This window comes from Sedimentimonas flavescens (genome assembly GCF_019264375.1).
GTDB lineage: Bacteria > Pseudomonadota > Alphaproteobacteria > Rhodobacterales > Rhodobacteraceae > Rhodobacter > Rhodobacter flavescens.
On record NZ_JAHVAI010000003.1, the window covers coordinates 1 to 22715 of the forward strand.

Consider the following 22715-nt stretch of genomic DNA (forward strand, 5'->3'; position numbering starts at 1 on the left):
TTGGAAATCGTCATCGTCCTGGCTCCTCTCAAGAAGCATGGACCCGTTCACCCATACACAGAAGACCTGACACTCTCCGGGGTAGTCGTTTATGGAATGTAAGACCAGAATATCATCGTTCTCGTAGAGACAGCGGCGTTGCCCCATATTCGTACGGCTGGCTGACATCATCCTCTCGAGCATCGCAATCGTTTCTGGCTTGTTCATCTGGGTGCCGTTCTGATGCCGAACAAAGACAAAATCCTCGGCTAACAGTTCGGCGTAGGCATCGACATCACGGCTTTCCGTCGCTTTGGCGACCTTTTCGAACATAGACATGCTGATCTCCCTAGTTGTCTGTCAGTTCTCTCCCGACTAAGCGGCGGGAACGATGTTGTGGTTCACGCGAAACAGGTTGTCGGGGTCGTATTTGGCTTTGATCCGGCCAAGCTTGGCCATGTTCGCACCATAGACCCCTGCGACGCGGTCGGCCTCGTCGTCGGGCATGAAGTTGATATAGGCGCTGCCGGTTGCATAGGGCGCCATCTCATCGAACAGCTCGCGCGCCCAACCGATACATGCAGCGTCGCCCGAGGGGTCTTGCCAGCGCGTGTGTACGTTCATGATGAAGTGTGACGCCCGCTCTGGATAGGCTGTTCCCTCGACAGGTACGCGCGCCATTGCGCCGCCGACATGCGCGATGAACACCTCGCAATTCGGGTCGGGCAACGTTTCGATCGCGCTCAGCAGAGTGGAAACGGCCTCCTCCGGAAGTCCTTTGAAGTCATGACTTTTCCAGTAGTTGCGCATCCCTGGCGTCAGCAGAGGATCGAAGGCTGACTGCCAGCCGATGTAAGGCGTCGGGCCAATCACATCGGCAATCGGCTCTCCCAACGCACGCAGCCCTGCAAGCGCCTCTTCGCCTTTCGATAGATCACCGGTGTAGCAGGCCGCAAAGACAAGAACAGGGCGTCCGTGCCATTCCTCGGGTAGAAATGGCAGGGGCGGGGCTTTTCGCATCACAACCCAGACCGTCAGCTCGTCTGGCGCCGTGTCGGCAATCTTGCGGTATTCCTGCAGCAGCTCGGGCGCCGCTTCGATCGGGTGAACGATCAGGCCGGACAGAACCTCGGAGCCGATGTCGTGAACCTCAAACTCGAATGAGGTGACGATGCCAAAGTTTCCGCCGCCGCCGCGAATGGCCCAGAAAAGGTCGGCGTTTTCATCCTCGCTCGCGATCAGGATCTTGCCATCTGCCGTCACGATATCGACCGAGATCAGGTTGTCGATGGTCATGCCATACTTGCGCGTGAGCCATCCAAACCCGCCCCCGAGCGTGAGGCCAGCAATCCCGGTGGTCGAATTGATCCCGACGGGAAGCGCGAGGCCGTGCACCTGTGTTTCGCGATCGATATCGCCTAGGCTCGCCCCCGGCTCGACCCGAACCGTCTTCTCGGCTCTGTTCACCCGGACCGAGTTCATGTGCGACAAATCGAGGAGAAGCGCCCCCTCGGCCACCGCATGTCCGGCGATCTGATGTCCGCCGGAGCGGACCGCAATCAGCAGGCCGTTTTCCCGAGCAAAGTTGACCGCTTTCTGGACATCTGAGGTTCCCTTTGCGCGGATCACGACCCCCGGCTTGCGGTCCACCATCGCATTCCAGAGGGTGCGGCCCTCGTCGTATTCGGCGCTTCCGTCGGTGAACACGCCTCCACGCAGCCCGGAAGCAAGAGCCGCGACCGCGTCTTCGTCGACTGGTTGAATTGTTCCTTGGAGTGATTTTAGCATAGTCATGGCTGAGCTCCTCCCGGGTTGATTTCGGGGTTTCTTGCCATGGCATTGCCATTGTCGCGGTATTCTCCGCCTGCTCGAATATAGCGTATTCGGCCACGAGCGGCGACTTGTCGTTTAGGTCAAGGGCGCGGTCCGGCTTGCGAGGGCAGGGCGGGAGGCAATCAGGCCTTGATAGACAGCAGGGCGCGCAGGTCTTGGCTCAGGTTGAGCAGGCAGCGTTTCTGCGCGGTGTCATCGGAGGAGATGGCGCAGCAATCAGACCCGGAGCTCCCGCTGCGCTTCGCGATTGTGCTGATGCTTCTAGTCCAGCGAAGCCTCACCCGCATTTTCGCGGGATGAAGTCAGGTTTCGTGTCGCGCTCATAGCCGGTGCGTGACGAATGCGGCGTCGGAGACGCGGAGAGGAAAACCTACACGCATCTGTCGTGTGGTGGTTTGGGACGCCAGATGGTCCTTCATCCGGGCGAGAAGGCCATTTCGCCTACTGTGGTCAGCGGGCCTGAAGCGTTTGCGGGGTCTGCGCAGCCTCTGGGCGAAGTCCCGCATCGCGCCACCGGATGTCATTGCGATTGGCGAAGATAGATCCACTCAGAACCTGAAGGCCATCGATGCGCGGCTTGCCCGGCTTTTGGGGAGGAACGGCAACCGCCACGCCATGCGCGCGCCGCTCTGACCGAAGAGGGTGTTCAGCTTCAGCCTCGTTGCAGAGCCTGAAGCACGCTGCAAAAGCAAGATGGGTGGGGCCCGATCCTAGTTCGCCTGCGACACGCTTTCCTGATAGCTGCGCTCACGCTCGGGCCACGTGCTTTTGATATAGGCGAGGACAGCGCGGATTTCCGTGTCGCTCATCTCCCCCGAAAAGCCGGGCATGTCGCTCTCGTATCCACCGCCTACGACAGCGGCGGTACCCTCCTTCACGATGCGAAACAGCAGATCGTCGGCGTGATGCCATGTGTGGCCGCTGGCGTCGTGCGGTGGTGCCGGCAGCCTTCCGGATGGGAGCGGCGAGCGCCAGTCGGGTTGGCCTTCCAGCGTTTCTCCATGGCAAGAGGCGCAGCGCGCGACATAGATCTGCTGCCCCTGCGCGATGATATCGGCCGAGGCGTAGGCATCGGATGCCGCAAGGCCGATGAGGCTCAGACCGCCCGCGAGCCAAACGATCGCGCCAGTGATTCGAGGTGTGTTCTTCAAGGCCTTCATCTCCGATCGCCCCAGAATCCCTGGGGTTTATTGAGCAAAGTCCCGCCTGCGGTGCGGCGCGGCGGGCACTGGACATTCTGCCAGAGCTGTGGCTACCGTTACGCATGCTTTCGCGCCTTGTCACCATTCTTGCCGTCCTCGCGATCACCGTGGTGACCTCGGTGGTGCCCACGCATGCCGCGCGTATGGCCATCAGCACTGGCCCGGATTACGTGTCATCTTTCGGTCAGGCTCTGGATGCTCCCGAGGGAGCGGAGCTTGCCTGTCAGGGGGGCGCGCATTGCGCGCCGGCGGATTCCGAGATCTGCACGTTCGTCTGTGCCAATGCCTCGGTCTTCTTGGCTCCGGCGGAAACCAACACTCTGCGCGCGCATGATCCTGTCGGTCATCTTTTCCCGGCCGAAGCGGATCATGCCGACATCGCGCCCGCGCTCGCCGAGCGTCCGCCAAAGTCTCTTCCTCTCTAATCGCGCCCGGACTGACGCCCGCGGCGTCCCATCGGCTTAGAGAAACGGGACTGCATGTCCCCAGGAGACGAAAATGAACACGCTCTCTCGACGCGACTTCCTAGTCGCAAGCGCTGCGGCCATTGCCTCTGCGCAGCTTCCTCGCGCGGCCATCGCGCAGACCACAGCGCCCCTCGCGCTGTCTGCCGCCACGCGCACCCTCGATATCAATGGTCGCGCCGCCACGGTCTTCGGGCTTGTCGGTCCCGCAGGCCAGGGCCTTGTTCTTGACCCCGGACAAAGGTTCCGCGTCGATCTCACCAATGACCTCGGGATTGACACGATCGTGCACTGGCACGGGCAGGTCCCGCCCAACCTGCAGGATGGGGTCCCGGATATGCCTTTGCCGTTGCTCGCACCGGGCGAGACGCGCTCGTACGACTTTGAGGCGCGGCCGGGAACGCATTGGATGCATAGCCATGTGCCGGTTCAGGAGATGCAACTGCTTGCGGCCCCGCTGATCGTCCGCTCCGCCGAAGATCTGGCCGCCGACCGGCAAGAGGTGGTGATGTTCCTGCACGATTTCGCCTTTGCGCCACCCGAGGAAGTCCTGGCGACAATTGCAGGCGGCCAAGCGGGTGCTGGCCATGGCGCGCATGGCATGCCGGGCGCGCCTTCCGCCGCGCAAGCTGCCCCGGAGATGCCCATGGGCAACATGATGGGCGGGATGATGGGCATGAGCGGCATGGCCATGGATCTGAACGACTACGATTGGGATGCGTATCTCGCCAATGACCGTACGCTCTCGGACCCCGAGGTTGTGCAGGTCGAGCGCGGTGGCCAAATTCGGCTTCGCGTCATCAACGCCGCGGCGGCGACCGTTTTCTGGGTTGATACCGGCACGGTTCCGGCCCGTTTGGTCGCGGTCGATGGCAATCCGGTTCAAGCGGTGCCGGGAAACCGGTTCGGGCTGGCAATGGGGCAGCGCATAGACCTGGAAATCGACCTGCCGCGCGAAGGTGGCGCCTGGCCCATTCTGGCGTTGCGCGAAGGCGCGCGGGAGCGCACAGGGCTTATCCTCGCGACAAGCGGCGCAGAGGTGGCGCGTATCGACGGGCTGGCCGAGATCGAGGCCCCGGCTTTCGATACGGACCTTGCTCAGGAGGCGCGGCTGACAGCCCTTGCACCGTTGCCGCTTCGGCCGGTCGATCGCGGACACATGCTGATGCTGGGTGGCGCGATGCAGCCCTATGTCTGGACGATCAACGGCGCGGTATGGGGGCAGCATCGCCCGGTCGTCGCGCGAAGCGGTGAGCGGGTCGTCATGTCGTTCCACAATATGTCGATGATGGGACACCCGATGCACCTGCATGGCCATGCATTTCAGGTTGTCGGCTTGAACGGACGCGCGCTTTCCGGTGCCGCGCGGGATACGGTCTACGTTCCTCCGATGTCTATGATCGATGTGGTGCTCGACGCGGGCGAGGCCGCGCGCTGGATGCTGCACTGCCATCACATGCCACATCTCGCCACGGGCATGATGACCGAGTTCGCGGTCGAGGCCTCGGCCTGAGGCTGGTCGGGCGCGCTTGGGTGCGCCCTGACACCTCTGGCGCCACCTACAGCGCCACAACGCGCGGCGATTGAGGGTCCTTCGATCCGCAGTCGCAGCGTTGGCCACGGTTAGGAGAGTTGAGGCATGAACTGGAACGGCATGAGCAATGCAATGGGTTTCGGGGAGGAACTCGGCTGGCTTCTCGGCTTGCCGAGCCTCGCGCAGGTCACCTTGGTCATTGCCAACCTGACCAGAGATATTTGCAAGCAAAGCACCGGACGTTCTGGCGACCCGTTTCGCGGGTCAGCAAGGCTCCGGCACGGATCTGCGCGCCTGTGGAGAGCACAACGCAGCACATATCAACGTGCTGCATGTCGTGTGGGCGCGCGAGGGATCCACCGTTGGAAACCCGCCGCGCAGGCACCGGTAACGCCGCGCCTGCCGCTAGCGGTTCTGCCCGGGCTTCAAACACTTGAAGCCATCAGGTTGAGATTGAAAATCGAAAGAAAGGCTGGCCATGGAACATCATCATAAGGCCCACCCGACTGCGGCAGATACGCCGACCGCAACGGATCCGGTTTGCGGCATGACCGTCGCCGCGACATCGATCTCGCGGCACACAGAGTATTCTGGAAAGACATTCCATTTCTGCTCGGAAGGTTGTGAAACCAAGTTCGATACCGACCCGTGGTTCTATGCCGCTGGTCGGGCGGTCGAGCGAGGGACTGTTGCCGCTGCGCAGGTGCAATACACCTGCCCGATGCACCCCGAGATCATACGCGATGAACCGGGCAGTTGCCCGATCTGCGGGATGGCGCTGGAGGCGTTGTTGCCCTCGGACGCGCCGAGTCACGAGTTGGCCGACTTTACCCGCCGGATGTGGATATCGGCGGCGGTCGCGGTTCCGCTCATCGCGCTCACCATGGGTCAGTTGGTCGGGATGCCGTTGCGCGACTGGATCGGGCATGGGGCAGCGAGCATTACAGAGTTCGCTCTCGCGACGCCGATCATTCTCTGGGCGGCCCTTCCGTTCTTCCGGCGCGGCAGAGAGTCCCTGGTAAACAGATCGCCCAACATGTGGACGTTGATCAGCCTTGGCGTTGCGGCCGCCTACCTCTATCCGCTGGTCGCCACCTTCTTGCCCGGGGTCTTCCCGGATGAATACCGGATGGGCGGAGGTGTAGGCACTTACTACGAGGCGGCCGTCGTGATCATCGCGCTGGTTTTCGTTGGACAGGTGCTGGAGCTACGTGCGCGTGAGCGCACCGGGGACGCGATCCGGGCTCTGCTTGACCTCGCCCCCAAGACTGCACGGCGCATCCTTCCGAATGGATCAGAATATGACGCGCCACTGGAAAACATCATGGCAGGCGACCGGCTGCGCGTGCGCCCGGGCGATGCGGTCCCGGTCGACGGGGTTGTGCTCGAGGGGCGGTCGAGCCTTGATGAGTCCATGCTAACGGGAGAGTCGCTGCCTGTAGAGAAGGGACCGGGTGATGCGGTGACGGGTGCGACGATCAACAAGAATGGTTCTCTGGTCATAGAGGCGCGCAAGGTCGGCGCCGATACCGTGCTGGCACAGATCGTCGCGATGGTGTCGAGCGCGCGCCGATCCCGCGCACCGATCCAGGGCATGGCTGACCGGGTGTCGGCGATATTCGTGCCATCCGTGGTGATGATCGCGATCATTGCCTTTGTAGTCTGGCTGGCGTTCGGCCCAGAGCCTGCGCTGGTCTTTGCCATCGCCTCTGCGGTGTCGGTTCTGATCATTGCGTGCCCCTGCGCGCTTGGTTTGGCAACGCCGATCTCGATCACGACGGCGGCCGGACGAGGGGCGCAGGCGGGGGTCTTGGTAAAGGATGCCGAGGCTTTGGAACGGATGGCTGCGGTCGACACGTTGATCGTTGACAAGACCGGGACGTTGACGATGGGCAAGCCAGTGTTGACCGACACGATAGCCCTGGCGGACATCGCGGCCGCCGACCTGCTATCATTGGCGGCAGCGTTGGAGCGCGGGTCGGAGCACCCGCTCGCCGAAGCGATCCTCGAAGCGGCGACGTTGGACGGCGGCCCACGTCGAGATGCCGTCGAATTTGAGGCGATCACCGGCAAGGGTGTGCGTGCCCGCATTGACGATCAGCCTGTGGCGCTTGGGAATGCCGCGATGATGCAAGAGATCGGGCTGGATGCCGCTCCGGCGGAGGCGAAGGCGGACAAGCTGCGCGAGGAGGGCAAGACCGCGATCTTCCTCGCTGTCGGCGACTTGCTTGCGGGCGTGTTTGCTGTTGCCGATCCGATAAAATCCTCCACCGCGCAGGCCATTCGAGAACTGCACGCCCAGGGGATGCGGGTGATCATGGCAACGGGCGACAACGAACGCACGGCCCATGCGGTGGCGGCACAACTCGGGATCGACGAGGTGCGCGCCAACGTGCTTCCCGAAGCCAAGAAAGAGTTGATTGATCGCCTGAGGTCCGAAGGCCGAAAGATCGCGATGGCAGGCGACGGTGTCAATGACGCCCCCGCGCTGGCCGCCGCCGATGTCGGTATCGCGATGGGAACGGGCGCAGATGTGGCGGTGGAGAGTGCAGGGATCACCTTGCTTGGCGGCGATCTCATGGGCATCGTCCGCGCCCGCAAGCTCGCCCGCGCGACGCTGCGCAACGTCAAGCAAAACCTCTTCTTTGCCTTTGCCTACAACGCTCTTGGTATCCCGGTCGCAGCGGGTCTGCTTTATCCGCTGACCGGAATGTTGCTGTCGCCAATGATTGCGGCGGCCGCGATGAGCTTTTCGTCGGTTTCGGTGATCATGAACTCTCTTCGATTGCGGCGGGTCGCGCTTTAGTCCTTCCGCTCCGAACTGACCCTCCGGACCTGGTCAGAGGAACTCGATTTGAAGGAACGGTGCTCTGGTCATCACGTGGCATGATCGGGCACCTTCCTTCGGCTGTTATAGGGCAGGCCTTGAAACCATTCGACTGACCGAGACCAAGCGGGAGCGGTTCCCGCAGCTGTTTGGGTGCATTGTCAGGCCACCGCTCGATCGCGCCATCGGCGGGGATCTTGGCGGTGATGAACCGCGCGTGGCGCAAGAACCGGGCAGTGGATGAAGAACCCGCGGCGCTCCCGCGCTTGGCTCTCCGAGGGCGAGGGCGGGCCATGATCCGGTCTCAGCGGATATGAAGCCGTTGGAACTCGCGGCCCCCAATCCAGCCGCCTGTGTCAACTCAACCGGGCAGGCAGCCTCGCCAGCAGACCTCATCTAAGACCGAGCACTGCGCAACGCTCACAGAAGGGCGCGGTATCTGTTCGGCTCGGGACTGTGTTGGCACCGAGTTGGAGGTTGGCTCGAATGCGGCTGGCCACGTCCTCCCGGCGGCGCCTGTTTGACTCCGTATGGCTATACGAGCGTATCCAACTCGGGCAGCAGCACGACGCTTTCCTGCTCATTGGGATCGGTTCTGGAAAGCACGGCGACTGCAGGCACGTCACCATCGTTGTACGGAAGGTGGGGCGTATCTGCGGGTATGAAGATCAGATCGCCAGCGCTTGCTTCCATCAGGTTCTCGAGCCTGTCCCCCCAATACATCTTGGCGGTGCCGGAGATCATATAAATCGCGGTCTCATGCGAGAGGTGTTTATGCGCCTTCGCGCGTCCGCCAGGCGGGATCGTCAGGAGATGCATGCAGATGCCCTGACTGCCGGTGGTTTCCTTCGCAATCCCTTCGAAGTAGTCGAAACCCTGTTTCCCGGAATAGGTCCCGCCGGGGCGCAGCTTGATGCAATCGGCCATCTCAAGTGTCCTCTGCTTGTTGTTTCACGCATTATTCAGGGTAGGCGAACATTGCCGGATGACCTAACGGAAAGAGAGGGGCGAGCCGAATGGAGACGAGTGCGTTTCAGCAGGGCCGATTGTGTGAGGTCTCTACCGTGATGCCCCGGGGATAAGGCGTTAACTGCCATGGCGGTTCTTCGGAACGATTGGCAACGGATTGCTTTGCCCAACTGACAGTCTGCGCCTGACTAGCCGAAGCGGGAGCCGCCGTCAGCAGGAGGCCGGCCGAGATGGCCGACGGATAGCCGGGCAGAAACTCATGCGCCTACCGGTTGTCGGATCCCGCGCGTATCCGCTTCGCCCCTTTGCTCATGTCGCCTCCACCCCCTTCTCGGTCAGGATAAGGTCGAGAGGGATGTCGTGGGGCTGTGGGAAAATGGTTGCAAGCTGCGCCGCCGCGAAACCGATGCCGATGACAAAGGGTTTCGGGCGCAGCGCCGCCAATGTCCGGTCGAAATAGCCCCCGCCATAGCCGAGGCGGTAGCCATCCGACGTCCAGCCGACGAGGGGGGCAAGCGCGATGTGGGGCGTGACGGCGGGCGCCTCCGGGGGTGGGACGGGAATGTTCCAGACGCCGCGCGCCATGCGGGTCTCGGGTGTCCAGCGACGGAAGGTGAGCGGGGCTGACCTGGTTTCGACCAGTGGCAGGGCGACGGTCACTCCGGCCATGTGAAGTTCGGCCATAAGCGGGCGCAGGTCTGGCTCGCCTTTGATCGGCCAGTAGGCGGAGAAGACCAAACCGCGCGCCCCGTCGAAGCGGTCTTTCAATAGCTGTCGCAAATACCCGGCCAGGGTCTCGTCGATCACCTCGCGCTCAGTGCTCGACAGCGCCAGACGCGCGTTGCGCAGGCGCGTGCGTTCGGCCTTGCGCCAGCGCGCCACATCGCGTGCCTGTTCGGGATCGACTGCCAGCGGATCGAAATAGTCGGGCGCGATCTCGGCAGCGTAGCAGGGGGGTGAGGAAAAACCGCTTCGGCAGCGGAAGTTCTTGAATTCGTCACTCATGACTTCACCTTGAAACCGTTCCGAACCAAGCCCTTCAGGACATGCCGGGCCTGCGCGACCGTAATGGCCAGATGTGTGGCGACGGGCGGAACATCCGTTGGATCGCCAGCAGCCCGATCGATTGAGAGCACCGGGGTTTCGAGGCTCGGATCGCGTTAACGGCAAAGGGGGCGTCGTCAACCGATGACCTAGGCCACGTGCATCAGGTGTCTCGCTTGTCAGAGTCCCCGATCACCTCCACTGCCTTCAGCGCATGTGCCCAGGATGCACCAGCGCGCATTTCAGCGGCAACCCAGATCGCCTCCATGATCTGTTCGCCCGAGGCGCCCGCGCGCCGGGCGGCCTTGACATGGCCCTCAATGCACCACGGGCATTGGGTCGCATGCGCGACCGCCACGGCGATCAGCTGTTTGGTGCATGCATCCAGCGCGCCTTCGGCAAACACCGCTTTCGAGAAGGCGCGAAAGCTGTCTTCGATATCCGGTGCCAGGGCATGGCGCCGGTCGACAAGGTCTCTGGTCGCTTTGGGAAGATGTAGCTCAGCCATGGGTGGCACTCCGCGTTTCAAATTGTGGGCATAACACTTGTCTGAATTCTGGCGCGTGGTCGTCGTGACCCGCCCGCATCGCTACGATCGCCACGTCCTGCCGCATTCGCGCCGTGATCTCGGCGCTCAGTCGCGGGAGGGCTGAGATGATCAGTGGATCGGCGGATGACATGGCGTTCTCAAGATTTTGAGTTCGACTCTCATGCTATCTCTGCTAAATATGCATTGCAAATACCAATTTAAAAAGTGCGGGACAGCATGAACCTCACATCCTTCACCGATTATGGGCTCCGCATGCTGATGCGGATGGCGAGTGCCCCCGATCAGGCATTCTCGACCGCGGATATGGCCGAGGAGTTCAAGCTGTCCCGCAACCATCTGGCAAAGATCATGCAGCGGCTCGCACAGGGCGGCATCGTCGAGACCCGGCGCGGCGTGAATGGTGGCGCGGTCTTGCGGTCCAGCCCCGCCGAGATCCGGCTTGGCGACATCGTGCGACTGCTCGAACAGGGGCAAGCGCTGGTCGAGTGCCTCGGGCCGACAGGAGGAGACTGCACGATTGAGGGCTGTTGCCGTCTCAAGTTCAGGCTTCGGCAGGCGGAGGCCAGGTTCATCGCGGATCTGAACCGATCGACTCTTGCCGATATAGCCCTTCCACAACAGGCGGTCGCGTGATGGGAAAAGGTGGGGCAAGCTTATCGCAGGGCCGTCTGTTTCCGATGCCCTCTATGCTGACAAGCCCGCCTCTTGGTGGACGGAACGGCCTGACGGGGTCGCGCTTGGTGAGTTCCCGAACAGAGCTTCCGCCTCGCACGCCCTGTTCACATGCCATTTGCGGGGAACTGCAGCCGGGCCCCGCTGTGATGCCCGCTTGGGCGGGTCACTCGTCCGGTGGCGCGATCAATCGCTTGGTCCGCCATCTCCGGGTTCCTGATTGTTTGCTGGTTTGCGGGGATCGGACACAGCAAGAAAAGCCGACTTCTTTACGCTCACGAGCGTCTGTAGTGACGATGCAATTGATACCGCAACACGCGTTAATCCACTGAAACACCTGCTTCAAACGAGAGGAATACCTGATGACCACTTGGCTCCCGACACTCAAGACGGCGACACCCGAAGAGGGCTATAACCTTGCGGTCAAGCTTGCACGAGTTGCCGTGAAACTCACTCAACCCGATCCCGCCGTGCGGGACCGGTTGCGCCCGGAATACGCCGAAGACTCTGGTGCCTTGATCGCGGTCAGTCAGGTGGTCGCTACGCATTTCGCCACGGTTGCAGCGGCGAATGATTATTGGCGGGACAGGACATGAGTGAGGTTGAGCGAAGCGCCCATCAGTTCATCGTCGAGGCGTGAGCGCGGGGCAGGGTGTCTGAGCCGTCCGCCGAACGGCGGACAGTGACGCAAACTATCATCCACTACCTGCGGCTCTCCGAAAGCGAGACGATCGAATGTCACCACCCCACGCTGTCTGTCGGGGCGGGCTGCCGCCTGCCGTCGATCGCGCGGTCGTCGTTCGACTATGCACCGCGGGTGGGATCGAGATGGACCCGGCGCGACCCATCGCGGACAGCCGCCCGCCGTGGCCTCCTTCAAATAGATCGAAGCTGGCCGGCAGGGGCCGTAGCTCACTTCAATCAACCCGGAAACGGATCGCAAATCGAATAGGAACTCACTGCTCGACGATACCGATACGTGACGGGTTCCGTCCGCGGCAGGGTGGGGTGGCCGTGGCGCGGGCAACATAGCCGCAGGTGTTCATGCGGCGGTATGTGCGTTCGGCATGGCGGCTGAGGCCTGGAAAGGGCGATATGCCCGGGCGGTCTCGGCGACGGATATGGCTCGGAGGCACGATGGCTTATTAGGGCGCAGGCGAAATCATTCTTGTGAATGAAACACTTCTTGGGTTTAGTTGACCGATAGGGGCTAAAGCGCAGCAAGCGGGGGACGTATCGTGTCAGAGAACATTCCGGGTCTTGATCACCTACCCTCATATGTCACAGGCCCCGGTGAGACGGATGTCTTGCTGGTCGGGGCGATCATATTGCTGCCGCTCATCTTTCTCGCCTTCGGTGCGTTCTTTCTGTCTTTGCATTCCATTCCGGACCGCATGGCGCACAAGGTCAATCACAACCAGCTCCAATTGATCGGGTTACTGACTCTGCTCGCACTGCTGACGCATAACAACGTGCTGTGGCTGCTTGCACTGATCGTTGCGGCGCTGAACCCGCCCGATATGTTGACGCCCCTGAGATCCATGGCGCGGTCACTGGCGCGCATGTCACGCAGGCCCGATCCGATCCGTTCGACCGATGACGAGGTGCGCGACGATGCTTGAACTCCTTTTCAGTGCCTGCGTCACCATCCTGCCCGACTACCTGTACCGCTCGCGCGTGCAGGGCAAACGGATTGGCCATGAGATCACGCTCTACTCAGTCTGGTTCGAGTTGCGCTGGGGGATTGCGGGCTGCGCGATCCTGACGACCGCGCTCATCACCCTGATCTTCTTCTATCACCCCGAGACGACGAATGTGACGTCGTTCTTCCGGACGGTAACGATCCTGCCGCAAACGGGTGGCCGCGTCGATGAGGTCCTGGTGCGCAACGGGGATGTGGTCGAGGCGGGGCAACCGTTGATCCGGCTGGAAAGCGATGCTCAGAAAGCGGCCCTGGCCACGGCGCAGAGCCGTCTGGCCGAAGTGGATGCCGCGCTCGCCGTTGGTGCGTCGCGTCTTGCCGCCGCAGAGGGCGCGCTCGAGCAGGCGCAGGGCGGGCTGCGCAATGCCGAACAGGAACTGGAACTGCGCCAGGATCTTGCGCGGCGCAACTCCTCGGTCGTGTCCGAGCGGGATCTGGAGGCGCTTGAGAACGCGCTCACGTCGGCCCGTGGAGCCGTGAATGCCGCCGAAGCGAACCGCGCGGCTGTCGAGGCCGAGCTTACCCAGGTCTTGCCGGCGCAGCGCGCTGCGGCGACGGCCGCGATCGAGCAGGCGCAGGTCGCGCTGGATCAGACCGAGATCGTCGCGGGTGTCGCGGGGCGGGTGGAGCAATTCGCGCTACAGGTCGGTGACTACGTCAGCCCGGTCCTGCGGCCCGCGGGTATTCTGGTGCCCAGCAATGAGGGCCGGGTCGCCGTGTTCCAGGCCGGATTCAACCAGCTTGCCGGTCAGGTGCTGCACGAGGGTATGGTGGTCGAGATGACCTGCCTCAGCAAACCCTTCGCAATCATTCCGATGCGCATCACCGGTATCCAGCCGCAAGTTGCGGCCGGGCAATTCCGGCCGACCGATCAGCTTGTGGATCTGGCGCAGCTGCGCCAGCCGGGGCTGATCACGGTCAAGATGGAGCCGATCTGGCCGGAAATGGCCGAGGGCGTCCTGCCGGGTTCGGCCTGTGCCGCGATGGCCTATACCACCGCGCCGCACGACAGTGGCGTCTTCATGCATATCGTCGAGACGGTTGGCGTGGTTCACGCGGCGATGCTGCGCATCCGGGCGCTTGTGCTGCCGGTTCAGGCGCTCGTGTTCTCGGGGCATTGATTGACAGGCGGGCCGAACCGGCCCGCCGTTTCGCGCCTTTACGGGGTAGTGACCACCTTGGTGCCCCATCCTTCGCAGGCTGCGGCCAGGTCCGGGGCGAGGATGCGGTCGGTGAAGAACACGTCCACATCGGCCAGCGAGGCAATCCGCGCGGGCGCGCTGCGGGAAAATTTGGTGTGATCCGCCACAAGGAAGGTCTTGCGTGACTGGCGCAGGATCGTCTGACTGACGCTGACCTCCTGAATGTCGAAGTCGAGCAGGTCGCCATCGCGATCCAGCGCCGAGCAGCCGATGACCGCGAGGTCGAACTTGAACTGCCGGATCGTCTCGGCCGCGAGGTTGCCGATCAGCCCGCCATCGGCGCGGCGCAGATGCCCGCCGGTGACGATGATCTCGCAGGACGAATTGGCCACCAGAATATTCGCCACGTTCATGTTGTTCGTCACCACCAGCAGGTTCTCGTGGTGCAGCAGTTCTTGCGCGACTGCTTCGGTCGAGGTGCCGATGTTGAGAAACAGTGAGATCCCGTTCGGAATGCGCGCAGCACAGGCGCGGGCAATGGCCTGCTTGGCCTCGGGGTTGAGCGAGCGGCGCTCCTCATAGCCGATATTCGTCGTACCCGAGGGCAGCACGGCGCCGCCGTGAACACGCTCCAGCCGTCCGGCTTCGGCCAGATCGGTCAGGTCACGGCGAATGGTTTGCAGCGTCACGCCGAAATGCGCCGCCAGCCCCTCGACCGTCACCTTGCCTTCGCGGCGCGCGATGTCGAGGATTTCCGGGTGCCGGAAGGTTTGAGACATGGCTCCCGTGCCTTTCCAATTGGGTCGGGTTTGCGGCGCTTTCCTAACGTCATGAGTCGGGGAATGAGCGGAAAAAGCAACCCCAAAGGCTTCGGCGAAGTGATGCGCGCGGAAAAGCGCACCCGGCATTTTCTCTAACTGCTTGAGATCTGGCGGAAAGATTAAAAGCGAAAAAATACGAACATAAAGTACTTGCGAGAATATGCGATGTTAGCGATAAACATGCAGCAACGCGGCTAAGGGGGGAATCGCGTGTCGCATCCGCAAGACATCGAGATAACGGACCTGTTCATCATCGGTGGTGGCATCAATGGGTGTGGCATCGCGCGGGATGCGGCGGGCCGTGGGCTGAGCGTCGCTTTGGCCGAGATGAACGACCTTGCCAGCGCAACCTCCTCGGCTTCGACCAAGCTTTTCCACGGCGGTCTGCGCTATCTGGAGTATTTCGAGTTTCGGCTGGTGCGCGAGGCGCTGATCGAGCGCGAAGTACTGTTGAAGGCGATGCCGCATATCAGCTGGCCTATGCGTTTTGTTCTGCCTTATCATAGAGATATGCGGTTTGAGTCGGATACGCCGACCTCGAAACTGCTTGGGCTGTTCATGCCCTGGATGAAAGGGCGTCGGCCCGCTTGGCTGATCCGCCTGGGTCTCTTTCTTTATGACCACCTCGGCGGGCGGAAAATACTGCCGGGAACGGCGACGCTGGAACTGGCGGGCGCGCCCGAAGGGGCGCCTTTGCAGGAACGTTTCGCAAAGGCTTATGAATATTCGGATTGCTGGGTCGAGGACTCGCGTCTAGTGGTGCTGAATGCCCGCGATGCGGCGGCGCGCGGTGCGCGGATCATGACGCGCACCAAGGTGCTCAGCGCGCAGTTCGAAGATGGCCTGTGGCGCATCAAAACGCGCAATAGCGAAAATGGCGAGCAGGCGACGCATCATGCGCGGATGCTGGTCAATGCCGGTGGGCCGTGGGTCGGCGACATTATCCACTCGACCGTGCACAGCTCCTCGCGCGAGGGGATCCGGCTGGTGCGCGGCAGCCATATCGTCACGCGCAGGCTTTACGATCATGACAAGTGCTATTTCTTTCAGGGGACGGACGGGCGGATCATCTTTGCCATCCCCTACGAGAACGACTTCACCCTGATCGGGACGACCGATGCCGACCACCCGGATGCCGCGCAAAAGCCCGAGTGCACGCCGCAAGAGCAAGACTACCTGCTGAACTTCGCTAACCAGTATTTCAAGCGCCAACTGACCCGCGATGATATCGTCTGGACCTACTCGGGCGTGCGGCCGCTTTATAACGACGGCGCGAGCAGCGCGACTGCGGCGACCCGCGATTACACGCTGAAGGTCGATACTAGCAGCGGCGGCCCGCTTCTGAATATCTTCGGCGGCAAGATCACGACCTATCGGCGTCTGGCGGAAAGCGCGCTCGAGAAGATCGGAGCGCAGATCCCGGTAGCCAAAGGGCCCTGGACGGCGGGTGTTCCCCTGCCCGGTGGCGATTTCCCGGTGGACGGCGTTGCGGCCCTGACGTCAGAACTGCGCGCCCGCTACCCGTTCCTGACCGATTTCTGGGCGCGCCGCTTGGTGCGCGCCTATGGCACCGAAGCGGCCGTGATGCTGGGCGATGCGCAAAGCGCAGCCGACCTTGGGCGCGATTTCGGCGCAACCCTGACTGAGAAAGAGATTGCCTGGCTGATGGCCCGCGAATTCGCCCGCACCGCAGAGGATGTGGTGTGGCGGCGCAACAAGCTGGGCCTGCGTCTTGGTGAGGAACAGATCGCTGTCCTGGATGGCTGGATGGCTCAGTGCCGCTACAGCGCGTCGTCGGCCGCGGAATGAGGAGGAGAACCGGATGACCCTGGAACTGAGGGGCGTTTCAAAGACCGTGGAGGGGCAGACCCACATCTATCCCACGGATCTGACGCTGGAAAATGGCACGATGAACGTGCTGCTGGGGCCGACGCTTTCGGGCAAGACCTCGCTCATGCGACTGATGGCGGGGCTGGATGCGCCCTCCTCGGGGCGGATCTTCTGGAACGGCGCGGACGTGACCGGCCAGCGCGTGCAGGATCGCAAGGTCGCGATGGTCTACCAGCAGTTCATCAACTACCCGTCGATGAGCGTTTACGACAATATCGCCTCGCCGATGAAACTGCTGGGCGCGGACAAGGCCGAGATCGACGCCCGCGTGCGCGAAACGGCCGAGCTGATGCAGTTGACGCCGATGCTGGGCCGCAAGCCGCTGGAACTGTCGGGCGGGCAGCAGCAACGCTGCGCGCTTGCGCGTGCGCTCGTCAAGAATGCGGGGCTGGTGCTGCTTGATGAGCCGCTGGCGAACCTCGACTACAAGCTGCGCGAGGAATTGCGCGTCGAGATCCCGAAGATCTTCGAGGCCTCGGGGTCGATTTTCGTCTATGCCACGACCGAGCCCGAGGAGGCGTTGCTGCTTGGGGGCAATACCGCGACCCTTTGGGAAGGGCGGGTAACCCAGTTCGGCGCGACCCCTGCGGTCTATCGTCAGCCGCTCGATGCAACGACCGCGCGGGTCTTTTCGGACCCGCCGATGAACTTCCTTCAAATCTCCAAGACCGGAAACCGGATCATGTTCGGTGCCGGGCAAAGTGCTGCGGCGACTGGAAAGCTGTCTGAACTGCCTGACGGACGCTACATGGCGGGCTTTCGGCCCAACCATCTGGAGATCGTCAAGCACACGCCCGATGCGCTGGAGTTCACCACGACGCTCAACGTGACCGAACTGACCGGCTCGGAAACTTTCGTGCATCTTCAACATCATGGTGAGCGTTGGGTGGGCCTTGTGCACGGGGTGCATGACCTTGCACTGGGCGAGGAGCTGCGCGTCTGGCTCGACCCGCGACACGTCTACATCTTCGGCGAAAACGGCAAGCTGGTGGCCCCGGCGGCCTATGCGCTGGCGGCCTGAGGGGGGAAACGATGGCCAAGATCACGCTTGATAACCTTGCGCATTCCTACCTGCCGAACCCGGCATCCGAGGATGATTACGCGCTCAAGGAACTCAACCACGACTGGGATGATGGCGCAGCCTATGCGCTGCTTGGGTCTTCGGGGTGCGGCAAGTCCACCTTGCTCAACATCATCTCGGGGCTGTTGCAGCCCTCGCAGGGGCGCATCCTGTTCGACGGGCGTGATGTGACCCATGCCCCCACCGCCGCGCGCAACATCGCGCAGGTTTTCCAGTTCCCGGTCGTCTATGACACGATGACCGTGCGCGACAACCTGGCCTTTCCGCTGCGCAACCGGGGCCGCGATGAAGCCTATATCGCGCAGCGCGTTCAGGAAATCGCGCGCATGATCGGCATGGAAGAGATGCTGAACAAGAAGGCGCGCGGGCTGACGGCGGATGCCAAGCAAAAGATCAGCCTCGGGCGCGGCATGGTGCGCAAGGACGTCAACGCGCTTCTGTTTGACGAGCCGCTGACCGTGATCGACCCGCATATGAAGTGGGAGCTGCGCACGCAGCTGAAAAAGCTGCACCACGATTTCGGCCACACGATGATCTACGTGACGCATGATCAGACCGAGGCGCTGACCTTCGCCGACAAGGTGGTGGTCATGTACGACGGCCGCGTTGTGCAGATCGGTACGCCCGAGGAGCTGTTCGAGCGCCCCGAGCATACCTTTGTCGGCTATTTCATCGGCTCGCCGGGGATGAACGTGATCCCGGCCCGGATCGACGGCAACAAGGCCTATGTGAACGGCGCCTTTGTCGAGCTGTCGCAAAGCTACCGACCGCTGTCTGGCAAGGTCGAGATCGGCGTGCGCCCCGAATATGCCCGCCTGTCACAGACTGAGGGGCTGCCGGTGAAAGTGCGCCGGGTCGAGGACGTGGGTCGGCACAAGATCATCCGGGCCGAATTTTTCGGAAACGATATCAACATCATCGCCGATGAGGGCGAGCATATCAGTGCGGATATGAACCGCGTCTCGTTCGATGCGGGGCACGTCAATGTCTATGCAAACGACTGGCGCGTTCAGGGGGAGGCCGCGTGATGGCCGGGTGCCGTTACGCCAAGGCCAGGGGCGCGCTGCCCGTCACTGAATACCCGCGCCGCCGTGCGCAACCGTCCGGGGAGGGGGCGAGGTAATGGAAAAGACAGTCAACCAAAAGGCTTGGTTCCTTGTTCTGCCGGTCCTGCTGCTTGTCGCGTTTTCCGCCGTGATCCCGCTGATGACGGTCGTGAACTATTCGGTACAGGACACGTTTGGAAACAACCAGTTCTTCTGGGCCGGTCTCGACTGGTTCCGCGAGATGCTCAGTTCTGACCGGATGTGGAATGCGCTTGGGCGCCAGCTTGCGTTCTCGGGGATCATCCTGGCGATCGAGGTGCCGCTGGGGATTTTCGTGGCGCTCAACATGCCCAAGTCCGGGTTCTGGGCCTCGCTGTGCCTAGTGCTGATGTCGCTGCCGCTGCTGATCCCGTGGAACGTGGTCGGCACGATCTGGCAGATCTTCGGGCGCGTCGATATCGGCCTGCTTGGCTACACGCTCGATGCGATGGGCGTCAGCTACAACTACACGCAGGACACGCTGGCCGCCTGGATCACCATCGTGACGATGGATGTCTGGCACTGGACCTCGCTTGTGGCGCTGCTGGCCTATGCCGGGCTCAAGTCGATCCCCGATGCCTATTATCAGGCGGCCAAGATCGATCAGGCCTCGCGTTGGAAGGTGTTTCGCTTCATCGAACTGCCCAAGATGATGGGCGTGCTGATGATCGCGATCCTGCTGCGCTTCATGGACAGCTTCATGATCTACACCGAGCCTTTCGTGGTCACCGGCGGGGGGCCGGGCAACGCGACGACGCTGCTCTCGATCGACCTCGTGAAGATGGCTCTGGGGCAGTTCGACCTCGGCCCGGCGGCGGCGTTCTCGATCATGTATTTCCTCGTGATCCTGCTGATCAGCTGGGTGTTCTACACCGTCATGACGAACCTTGACCGGAAAGGGGCCTGACCATGGTCGATGCAACCGCACAGATCCCGGGCGGCGCGACCGCCAAGGGCCAGGCCCGCCGCAGCAAGGTGCGCATCAACAGCCGCGCCGTCGTGATGACGATCTATCTGCTGTTCCTGATGCTGCCGATCTACTGGCTCTTGAACATGAGCCTGAAGACCAACACCGAGATCCTCAACACCTTCACGCTGTTCCCGCGCGATCTGACCTTCGCGAACTACGCCACGATCCTGAACGATCCGGCCTGGTACATGGGCTATGTGAACTCGTTGATCTATGTGGTGATGAACACGGTGATCAGCCTCGTGGTGGCGTTGCCGGCGGCCTATGCCTTCTCGCGCTACCAGTTTATGGGCGACAAGCACCTGTTCTTCTGGCTGCTGACAAACCGGATGGCACCGCCCGCGGTCTTCGCGCTGCCCTTCTTCCAACTTTACAGCTCGGTGGGGCTCTTCGACACGCATATCGCCGTCGCGCTGGCGCATTGCCTGTTCAACGTGCCGCTGGCGGTCTGGATCCTTGAAGGCTTCATGCGCGGCGTGCCCAAGGAGATCGATGAGACCGCCTATATCGACGGCTACAGCTTCGGGCGCTTCTTCGTGAAGATCTTCATGCCGCTGATTGCCTCGGGCATCGGTGTCGCGGCCTTCTTCTGCTTCATGTTCTCGTGGGTCGAGCTGCTGCTGTCGCGCACGCTGACCACGGTCGATGCAAAGCCCATCGCCGCAATCATGACCCGCACGCAGGGCGCCTCGGGGATCGACTGGGGGGTGCTGGCGGCGGCAGGGGTGCTGACGATCGTGCCCGGCGCGCTCGTGATCTACTTCGTGCGCAACTACATCGCCAAGGGCTTCGCCCTGGGCCGCGTGTGAGCCCCGGATAGAGGAGGAAAAACAATGGACTGGATGGCTTGGACCTGGCCGACCGCGACCTTCTTCACCGTGATCGCCACGCTGCTGATCGTCTTCACCGTGCTGGCGATCAGATACCCCGAGACCCCCCGTGTGGGCATCCTGCGGATCGAGACCACGCGCGGCGACCGGCTTTTCATCACCCTTCTGGGCTCGGCCTTCATCAATCTGGCCTGGCTTGGTGTCGTGGGCGCGGGGCAGCCCTATGCCCTTGTCGTCTGCCTGATCTACGCCGCAGCGGTGTTCCGCTGGGTCTAGGAAACGGCTGCGCGGCCGAGGCGGGAAAGGGCCCGGCCACGCTTTGTACTCAAGGAACGAACGGTTCAATACGGGAGGACAAAATGAACCACCAACTCAAGTCAACAACGGCGGCGCTGCTGATCCTGGCGGGTCCGGCCTTCGCCGACATGGAGGCCGCGCGCGGCTTCCTCGACAAGGAGATCGGCGATCTGTCGTCGCTGAGCCGTGCCGAGCAGGAAGCCGAAATGCAGTTCTTCGTCGATGCGGCGAAGCCTTTCGCGGGTATGGAGATCAAGGTCGTCTCCGAGACGATCACCACCCACGAATACGAAAGCCAGGTCCTGGCCCCGGCCTTCACCGCGATCACCGGCATCAAGGTCACCCATGACCTGATCGGCGAGGGCGACGTCGTCGAGAAGCTGCAAACCCAGATGCAGTCAGGCGAGAATATCTACGACGGCTATGTCAACGACAGCGACCTGATCGGCACCCACTGGCGCTATCAGCAGGTGCGCAACCTGACCGACTGGATGGCGGGCGAGGGCTCCGACGTGACCCTGCCGACGCTCGATCTGGCGGACTTCATCGGCCTGAGCTTCACCACCGGCCCGGATGGCAAGGTCTATCAGATGCCGACCCAGCAGTTCGCGAACCTCTACTGGTTCCGCTATGACTGGTTCAACGACGAGAAGAACAAGGCCGACTTCAAGGCGGCTTACGGCTACGATCTGGGGGTTCCGGTCAACTGGTCGGCCTATGAGGATATCGCCGAGTTCTTCACCGGTCGCGACCTGTCGCACCTGGGCGTTCAGGGCGCGGTCTATGGCAACATGGACTACGGCAAGAAAGACCCCTCGCTTGGCTGGCGCTACACCGATGCTTGGATGTCGATGGCCGGTATGGGCGACGTGGGTGAACCCAACGGCCTGCCGGTCGATGAATGGGGTATCCGCGTGAACGAGAACTCGCAGCCGACGGGTTCGTGCGTGGCACGTGGCGGCGCGACCAACAGCCCCGCGGCGGTCTATGCCGTCACCAAGGCGATCGAGTGGCTGAACAAATACTCGCCCCCGGCGGCGGCTGGCATGACGTTCTCCGAAGCCGGCCCGATCCCGGCGCAGGGCAACGTTGCGCAGCAGATGTTCTGGTACACCGCCTTCACCGCTGACACCGTCAAGCCGGGCCTGCCGGTGATGAACGAGGATGGCACGCCCAAGTGGCGCATGGCCCCCTCGCCGCATGGCGTTTACTGGAAAGAGGGCCAGAAGGTCGGCTATCAGGATGCCGGTTCGTGGACGCTGATGCAATCCACCCCGGTTGATCGCGCCAAGGCGGCCTGGCTCTATGCCCAGTTCGTCACCTCGAAGACCGTGGACGTGAAGAAATCCCATGTGGGTCTGACCTTCATCCGTGAGTCGACCGTGCAGCATGACAGCTTCACCGAGCGCGCCTCCAAGCTGGGCGGTCTGGTCGAGTTCTACCGCTCGCCCGCCCGCGTGGCGTGGTCGCCCACCGGCACCAACGTTCCGGACTACCCGAAGCTGGCGCAGCTGTGGTGGCAGAACATCGGCGATGCCATGTCGGGCGCAAAGAGCCCGCAAGAGGCGCTCGATGCGCTCTGCTCCGATCAGGAGCGCGTGCTGGAGCGTCTTGAGCGCGCCGGTATCCAGGGCGACATCGGTCCCAAGCTGAACGAGGAAATGGACGCCCAGTACTGGTTCGACCAGCCCGGCGCGCCCTATCCCAAGCTTGAAAACGAGGACGAAACCCCGCAGACCGTCAGCTATGATGAGCTGATCAAGTCCTGGCAGTAAGCCTTCCTCCCCGGCCGGGGCCCCTCGGGGCCTCGGCTAACTGACCAA

Annotated in this window: 22 protein-coding genes; 15 read left to right on the forward strand and 7 right to left on the reverse strand. The window is 62.4% G+C overall.

From position 1 onward, the window contains the following. The 3 genes from KTQ37_RS05265 to KTQ37_RS05275 all read right to left on the reverse strand — a co-directional run. Positions 1–318, reverse strand: a 318-nt coding sequence (locus KTQ37_RS05265; RefSeq protein ID WP_218629446.1) for a nuclear transport factor 2 family protein, incomplete at its 3' end; no start/stop codon positions are given. 36 nt (positions 319–354) lie between these two features. Next, complete coding sequence (locus KTQ37_RS05270; RefSeq protein WP_328799697.1) at positions 355–1686, reverse strand: FAD-binding oxidoreductase; 1332 nt, start codon at positions 1684–1686, stop codon at positions 355–357. An 836-nt stretch (positions 1687–2522) separates the two neighbouring features. After that, positions 2523–2972, reverse strand: a complete 450-nt coding sequence (locus tag KTQ37_RS05275) for a c-type cytochrome (RefSeq protein WP_218629448.1) — start codon at positions 2970–2972, stop codon at positions 2523–2525. Positions 2973–3076: 104 nt separating this feature from the next. Here KTQ37_RS05275 and KTQ37_RS05280 point away from each other — a divergent pair, with 104 nt between their 5' ends. The 4 genes from KTQ37_RS05280 (at position 3077) to KTQ37_RS05295 (ending at position 7818) form a co-directional block, all read left to right on the forward strand. Continuing rightward, complete coding sequence (locus KTQ37_RS05280) at positions 3077–3439, forward strand: hypothetical protein (protein ID WP_218629449.1); 363 nt, start codon at positions 3077–3079, stop codon at positions 3437–3439. Positions 3440–3512: 73 nt separating this feature from the next. Next, the gene (locus KTQ37_RS05285) at positions 3513–4991 is read left to right on the forward strand and encodes a multicopper oxidase family protein (RefSeq protein ID WP_218629450.1); all 1479 of its coding nucleotides are present in this window, start codon (positions 3513–3515) and stop codon (positions 4989–4991) included. A 126-nt stretch (positions 4992–5117) separates the two neighbouring features. Further along, positions 5118–5507, forward strand: a complete 390-nt coding sequence (locus tag KTQ37_RS05290; protein WP_218629451.1) for a hypothetical protein — start codon at positions 5118–5120, stop codon at positions 5505–5507. Next, positions 5491–7818: a heavy metal translocating P-type ATPase gene (locus KTQ37_RS05295; protein WP_218629452.1), complete on the forward strand. Its 2328-nt coding sequence runs from the start codon at positions 5491–5493 to the stop codon at positions 7816–7818. Before KTQ37_RS05290 ends, KTQ37_RS05295 begins: the two co-directional genes overlap by 17 nt. Before the next feature lie 555 nt (positions 7819–8373). Here the strand turns inward: KTQ37_RS05295 and KTQ37_RS05300 are convergent. From KTQ37_RS05300 to KTQ37_RS05310, 3 genes are all read right to left on the reverse strand, one after another. Then, positions 8374–8766 (reverse strand): cupin domain-containing protein, encoded by a 393-nt coding sequence (locus tag KTQ37_RS05300; RefSeq protein WP_218629453.1) that lies wholly within the window; start codon positions 8764–8766, stop codon positions 8374–8376. Positions 8767–9117: 351 nt separating this feature from the next. After that, positions 9118–9813 carry a 5-formyltetrahydrofolate cyclo-ligase gene (locus KTQ37_RS05305; RefSeq protein WP_218629454.1) on the reverse strand — a complete coding sequence of 232 codons (696 nt, stop codon included), beginning with the start codon at positions 9811–9813 and terminating at the stop codon, positions 9118–9120. A 202-nt stretch (positions 9814–10015) separates the two neighbouring features. Then, positions 10016–10360 carry a carboxymuconolactone decarboxylase family protein gene (locus KTQ37_RS05310; RefSeq protein WP_218629455.1) on the reverse strand — a complete coding sequence of 115 codons (345 nt, stop codon included), beginning with the start codon at positions 10358–10360 and terminating at the stop codon, positions 10016–10018. Between the two features lie 258 nt (positions 10361–10618). Between KTQ37_RS05310 and KTQ37_RS05315 the strand changes: the two genes are divergently transcribed. The 4 genes from KTQ37_RS05315 (at position 10619) to KTQ37_RS05330 (ending at position 13897) form a co-directional block, all read left to right on the forward strand. Beyond that, positions 10619–11035, forward strand: a complete 417-nt coding sequence (locus KTQ37_RS05315) for an RrF2 family transcriptional regulator (protein ID WP_218629456.1) — start codon at positions 10619–10621, stop codon at positions 11033–11035. Between the two features lie 401 nt (positions 11036–11436). Then, the gene (locus tag KTQ37_RS05320; protein ID WP_218629457.1) at positions 11437–11670 is read left to right on the forward strand and encodes a hexameric tyrosine-coordinated heme protein; all 234 of its coding nucleotides are present in this window, start codon (positions 11437–11439) and stop codon (positions 11668–11670) included. A 642-nt stretch (positions 11671–12312) separates the two neighbouring features. Next, a complete protein-coding gene (locus tag KTQ37_RS05325) occupies positions 12313–12696 on the forward strand; it encodes a hypothetical protein (protein WP_218629458.1) in 384 nt (127 codons plus the stop codon). Beyond that, positions 12689–13897, forward strand: a complete 1209-nt coding sequence (locus tag KTQ37_RS05330; protein ID WP_218629459.1) for an HlyD family secretion protein — start codon at positions 12689–12691, stop codon at positions 13895–13897. Before KTQ37_RS05325 ends, KTQ37_RS05330 begins: the two co-directional genes overlap by 8 nt. Before the next feature lie 38 nt (positions 13898–13935). Here KTQ37_RS05330 and KTQ37_RS05335 read toward each other — a convergent pair whose 3' ends face one another. Further along, complete coding sequence (locus KTQ37_RS05335) at positions 13936–14697, reverse strand: DeoR/GlpR family DNA-binding transcription regulator (RefSeq protein WP_218629460.1); 762 nt, start codon at positions 14695–14697, stop codon at positions 13936–13938. 252 nt (positions 14698–14949) lie between these two features. Here KTQ37_RS05335 and glpD point away from each other — a divergent pair, with 252 nt between their 5' ends. From glpD to KTQ37_RS05370, 7 genes are all read left to right on the forward strand, one after another. After that, on the forward strand, positions 14950–16548 hold the full coding sequence (gene glpD, locus KTQ37_RS05340; protein ID WP_218629461.1) for a glycerol-3-phosphate dehydrogenase: 1599 nt from the start codon (positions 14950–14952) through the stop codon (positions 16546–16548). 13 nt (positions 16549–16561) lie between these two features. Then, positions 16562–17650 (forward strand): ABC transporter ATP-binding protein, encoded by a 1089-nt coding sequence (locus KTQ37_RS05345; RefSeq protein ID WP_218629462.1) that lies wholly within the window; start codon positions 16562–16564, stop codon positions 17648–17650. 11 nt (positions 17651–17661) lie between these two features. Further along, positions 17662–18738, forward strand: coding sequence for an ABC transporter ATP-binding protein (locus KTQ37_RS05350; protein WP_218629463.1), 1077 nt, complete (start codon positions 17662–17664; stop codon positions 18736–18738). A 94-nt stretch (positions 18739–18832) separates the two neighbouring features. After that, positions 18833–19702: a carbohydrate ABC transporter permease gene (locus KTQ37_RS05355; RefSeq protein WP_218629464.1), complete on the forward strand. Its 870-nt coding sequence runs from the start codon at positions 18833–18835 to the stop codon at positions 19700–19702. A gap of 2 nt (positions 19703–19704) precedes the next feature. Continuing rightward, on the forward strand, positions 19705–20574 hold the full coding sequence (locus KTQ37_RS05360; RefSeq protein ID WP_218629465.1) for a carbohydrate ABC transporter permease: 870 nt from the start codon (positions 19705–19707) through the stop codon (positions 20572–20574). 24 nt (positions 20575–20598) lie between these two features. Further along, positions 20599–20871 carry a DUF2160 domain-containing protein gene (locus tag KTQ37_RS05365; RefSeq protein ID WP_218629466.1) on the forward strand — a complete coding sequence of 91 codons (273 nt, stop codon included), beginning with the start codon at positions 20599–20601 and terminating at the stop codon, positions 20869–20871. 83 nt (positions 20872–20954) lie between these two features. After that, the gene (locus KTQ37_RS05370; RefSeq protein WP_218629467.1) at positions 20955–22667 is read left to right on the forward strand and encodes an ABC transporter substrate-binding protein; all 1713 of its coding nucleotides are present in this window, start codon (positions 20955–20957) and stop codon (positions 22665–22667) included. Positions 22668–22715 lie beyond the last annotated feature (48 nt).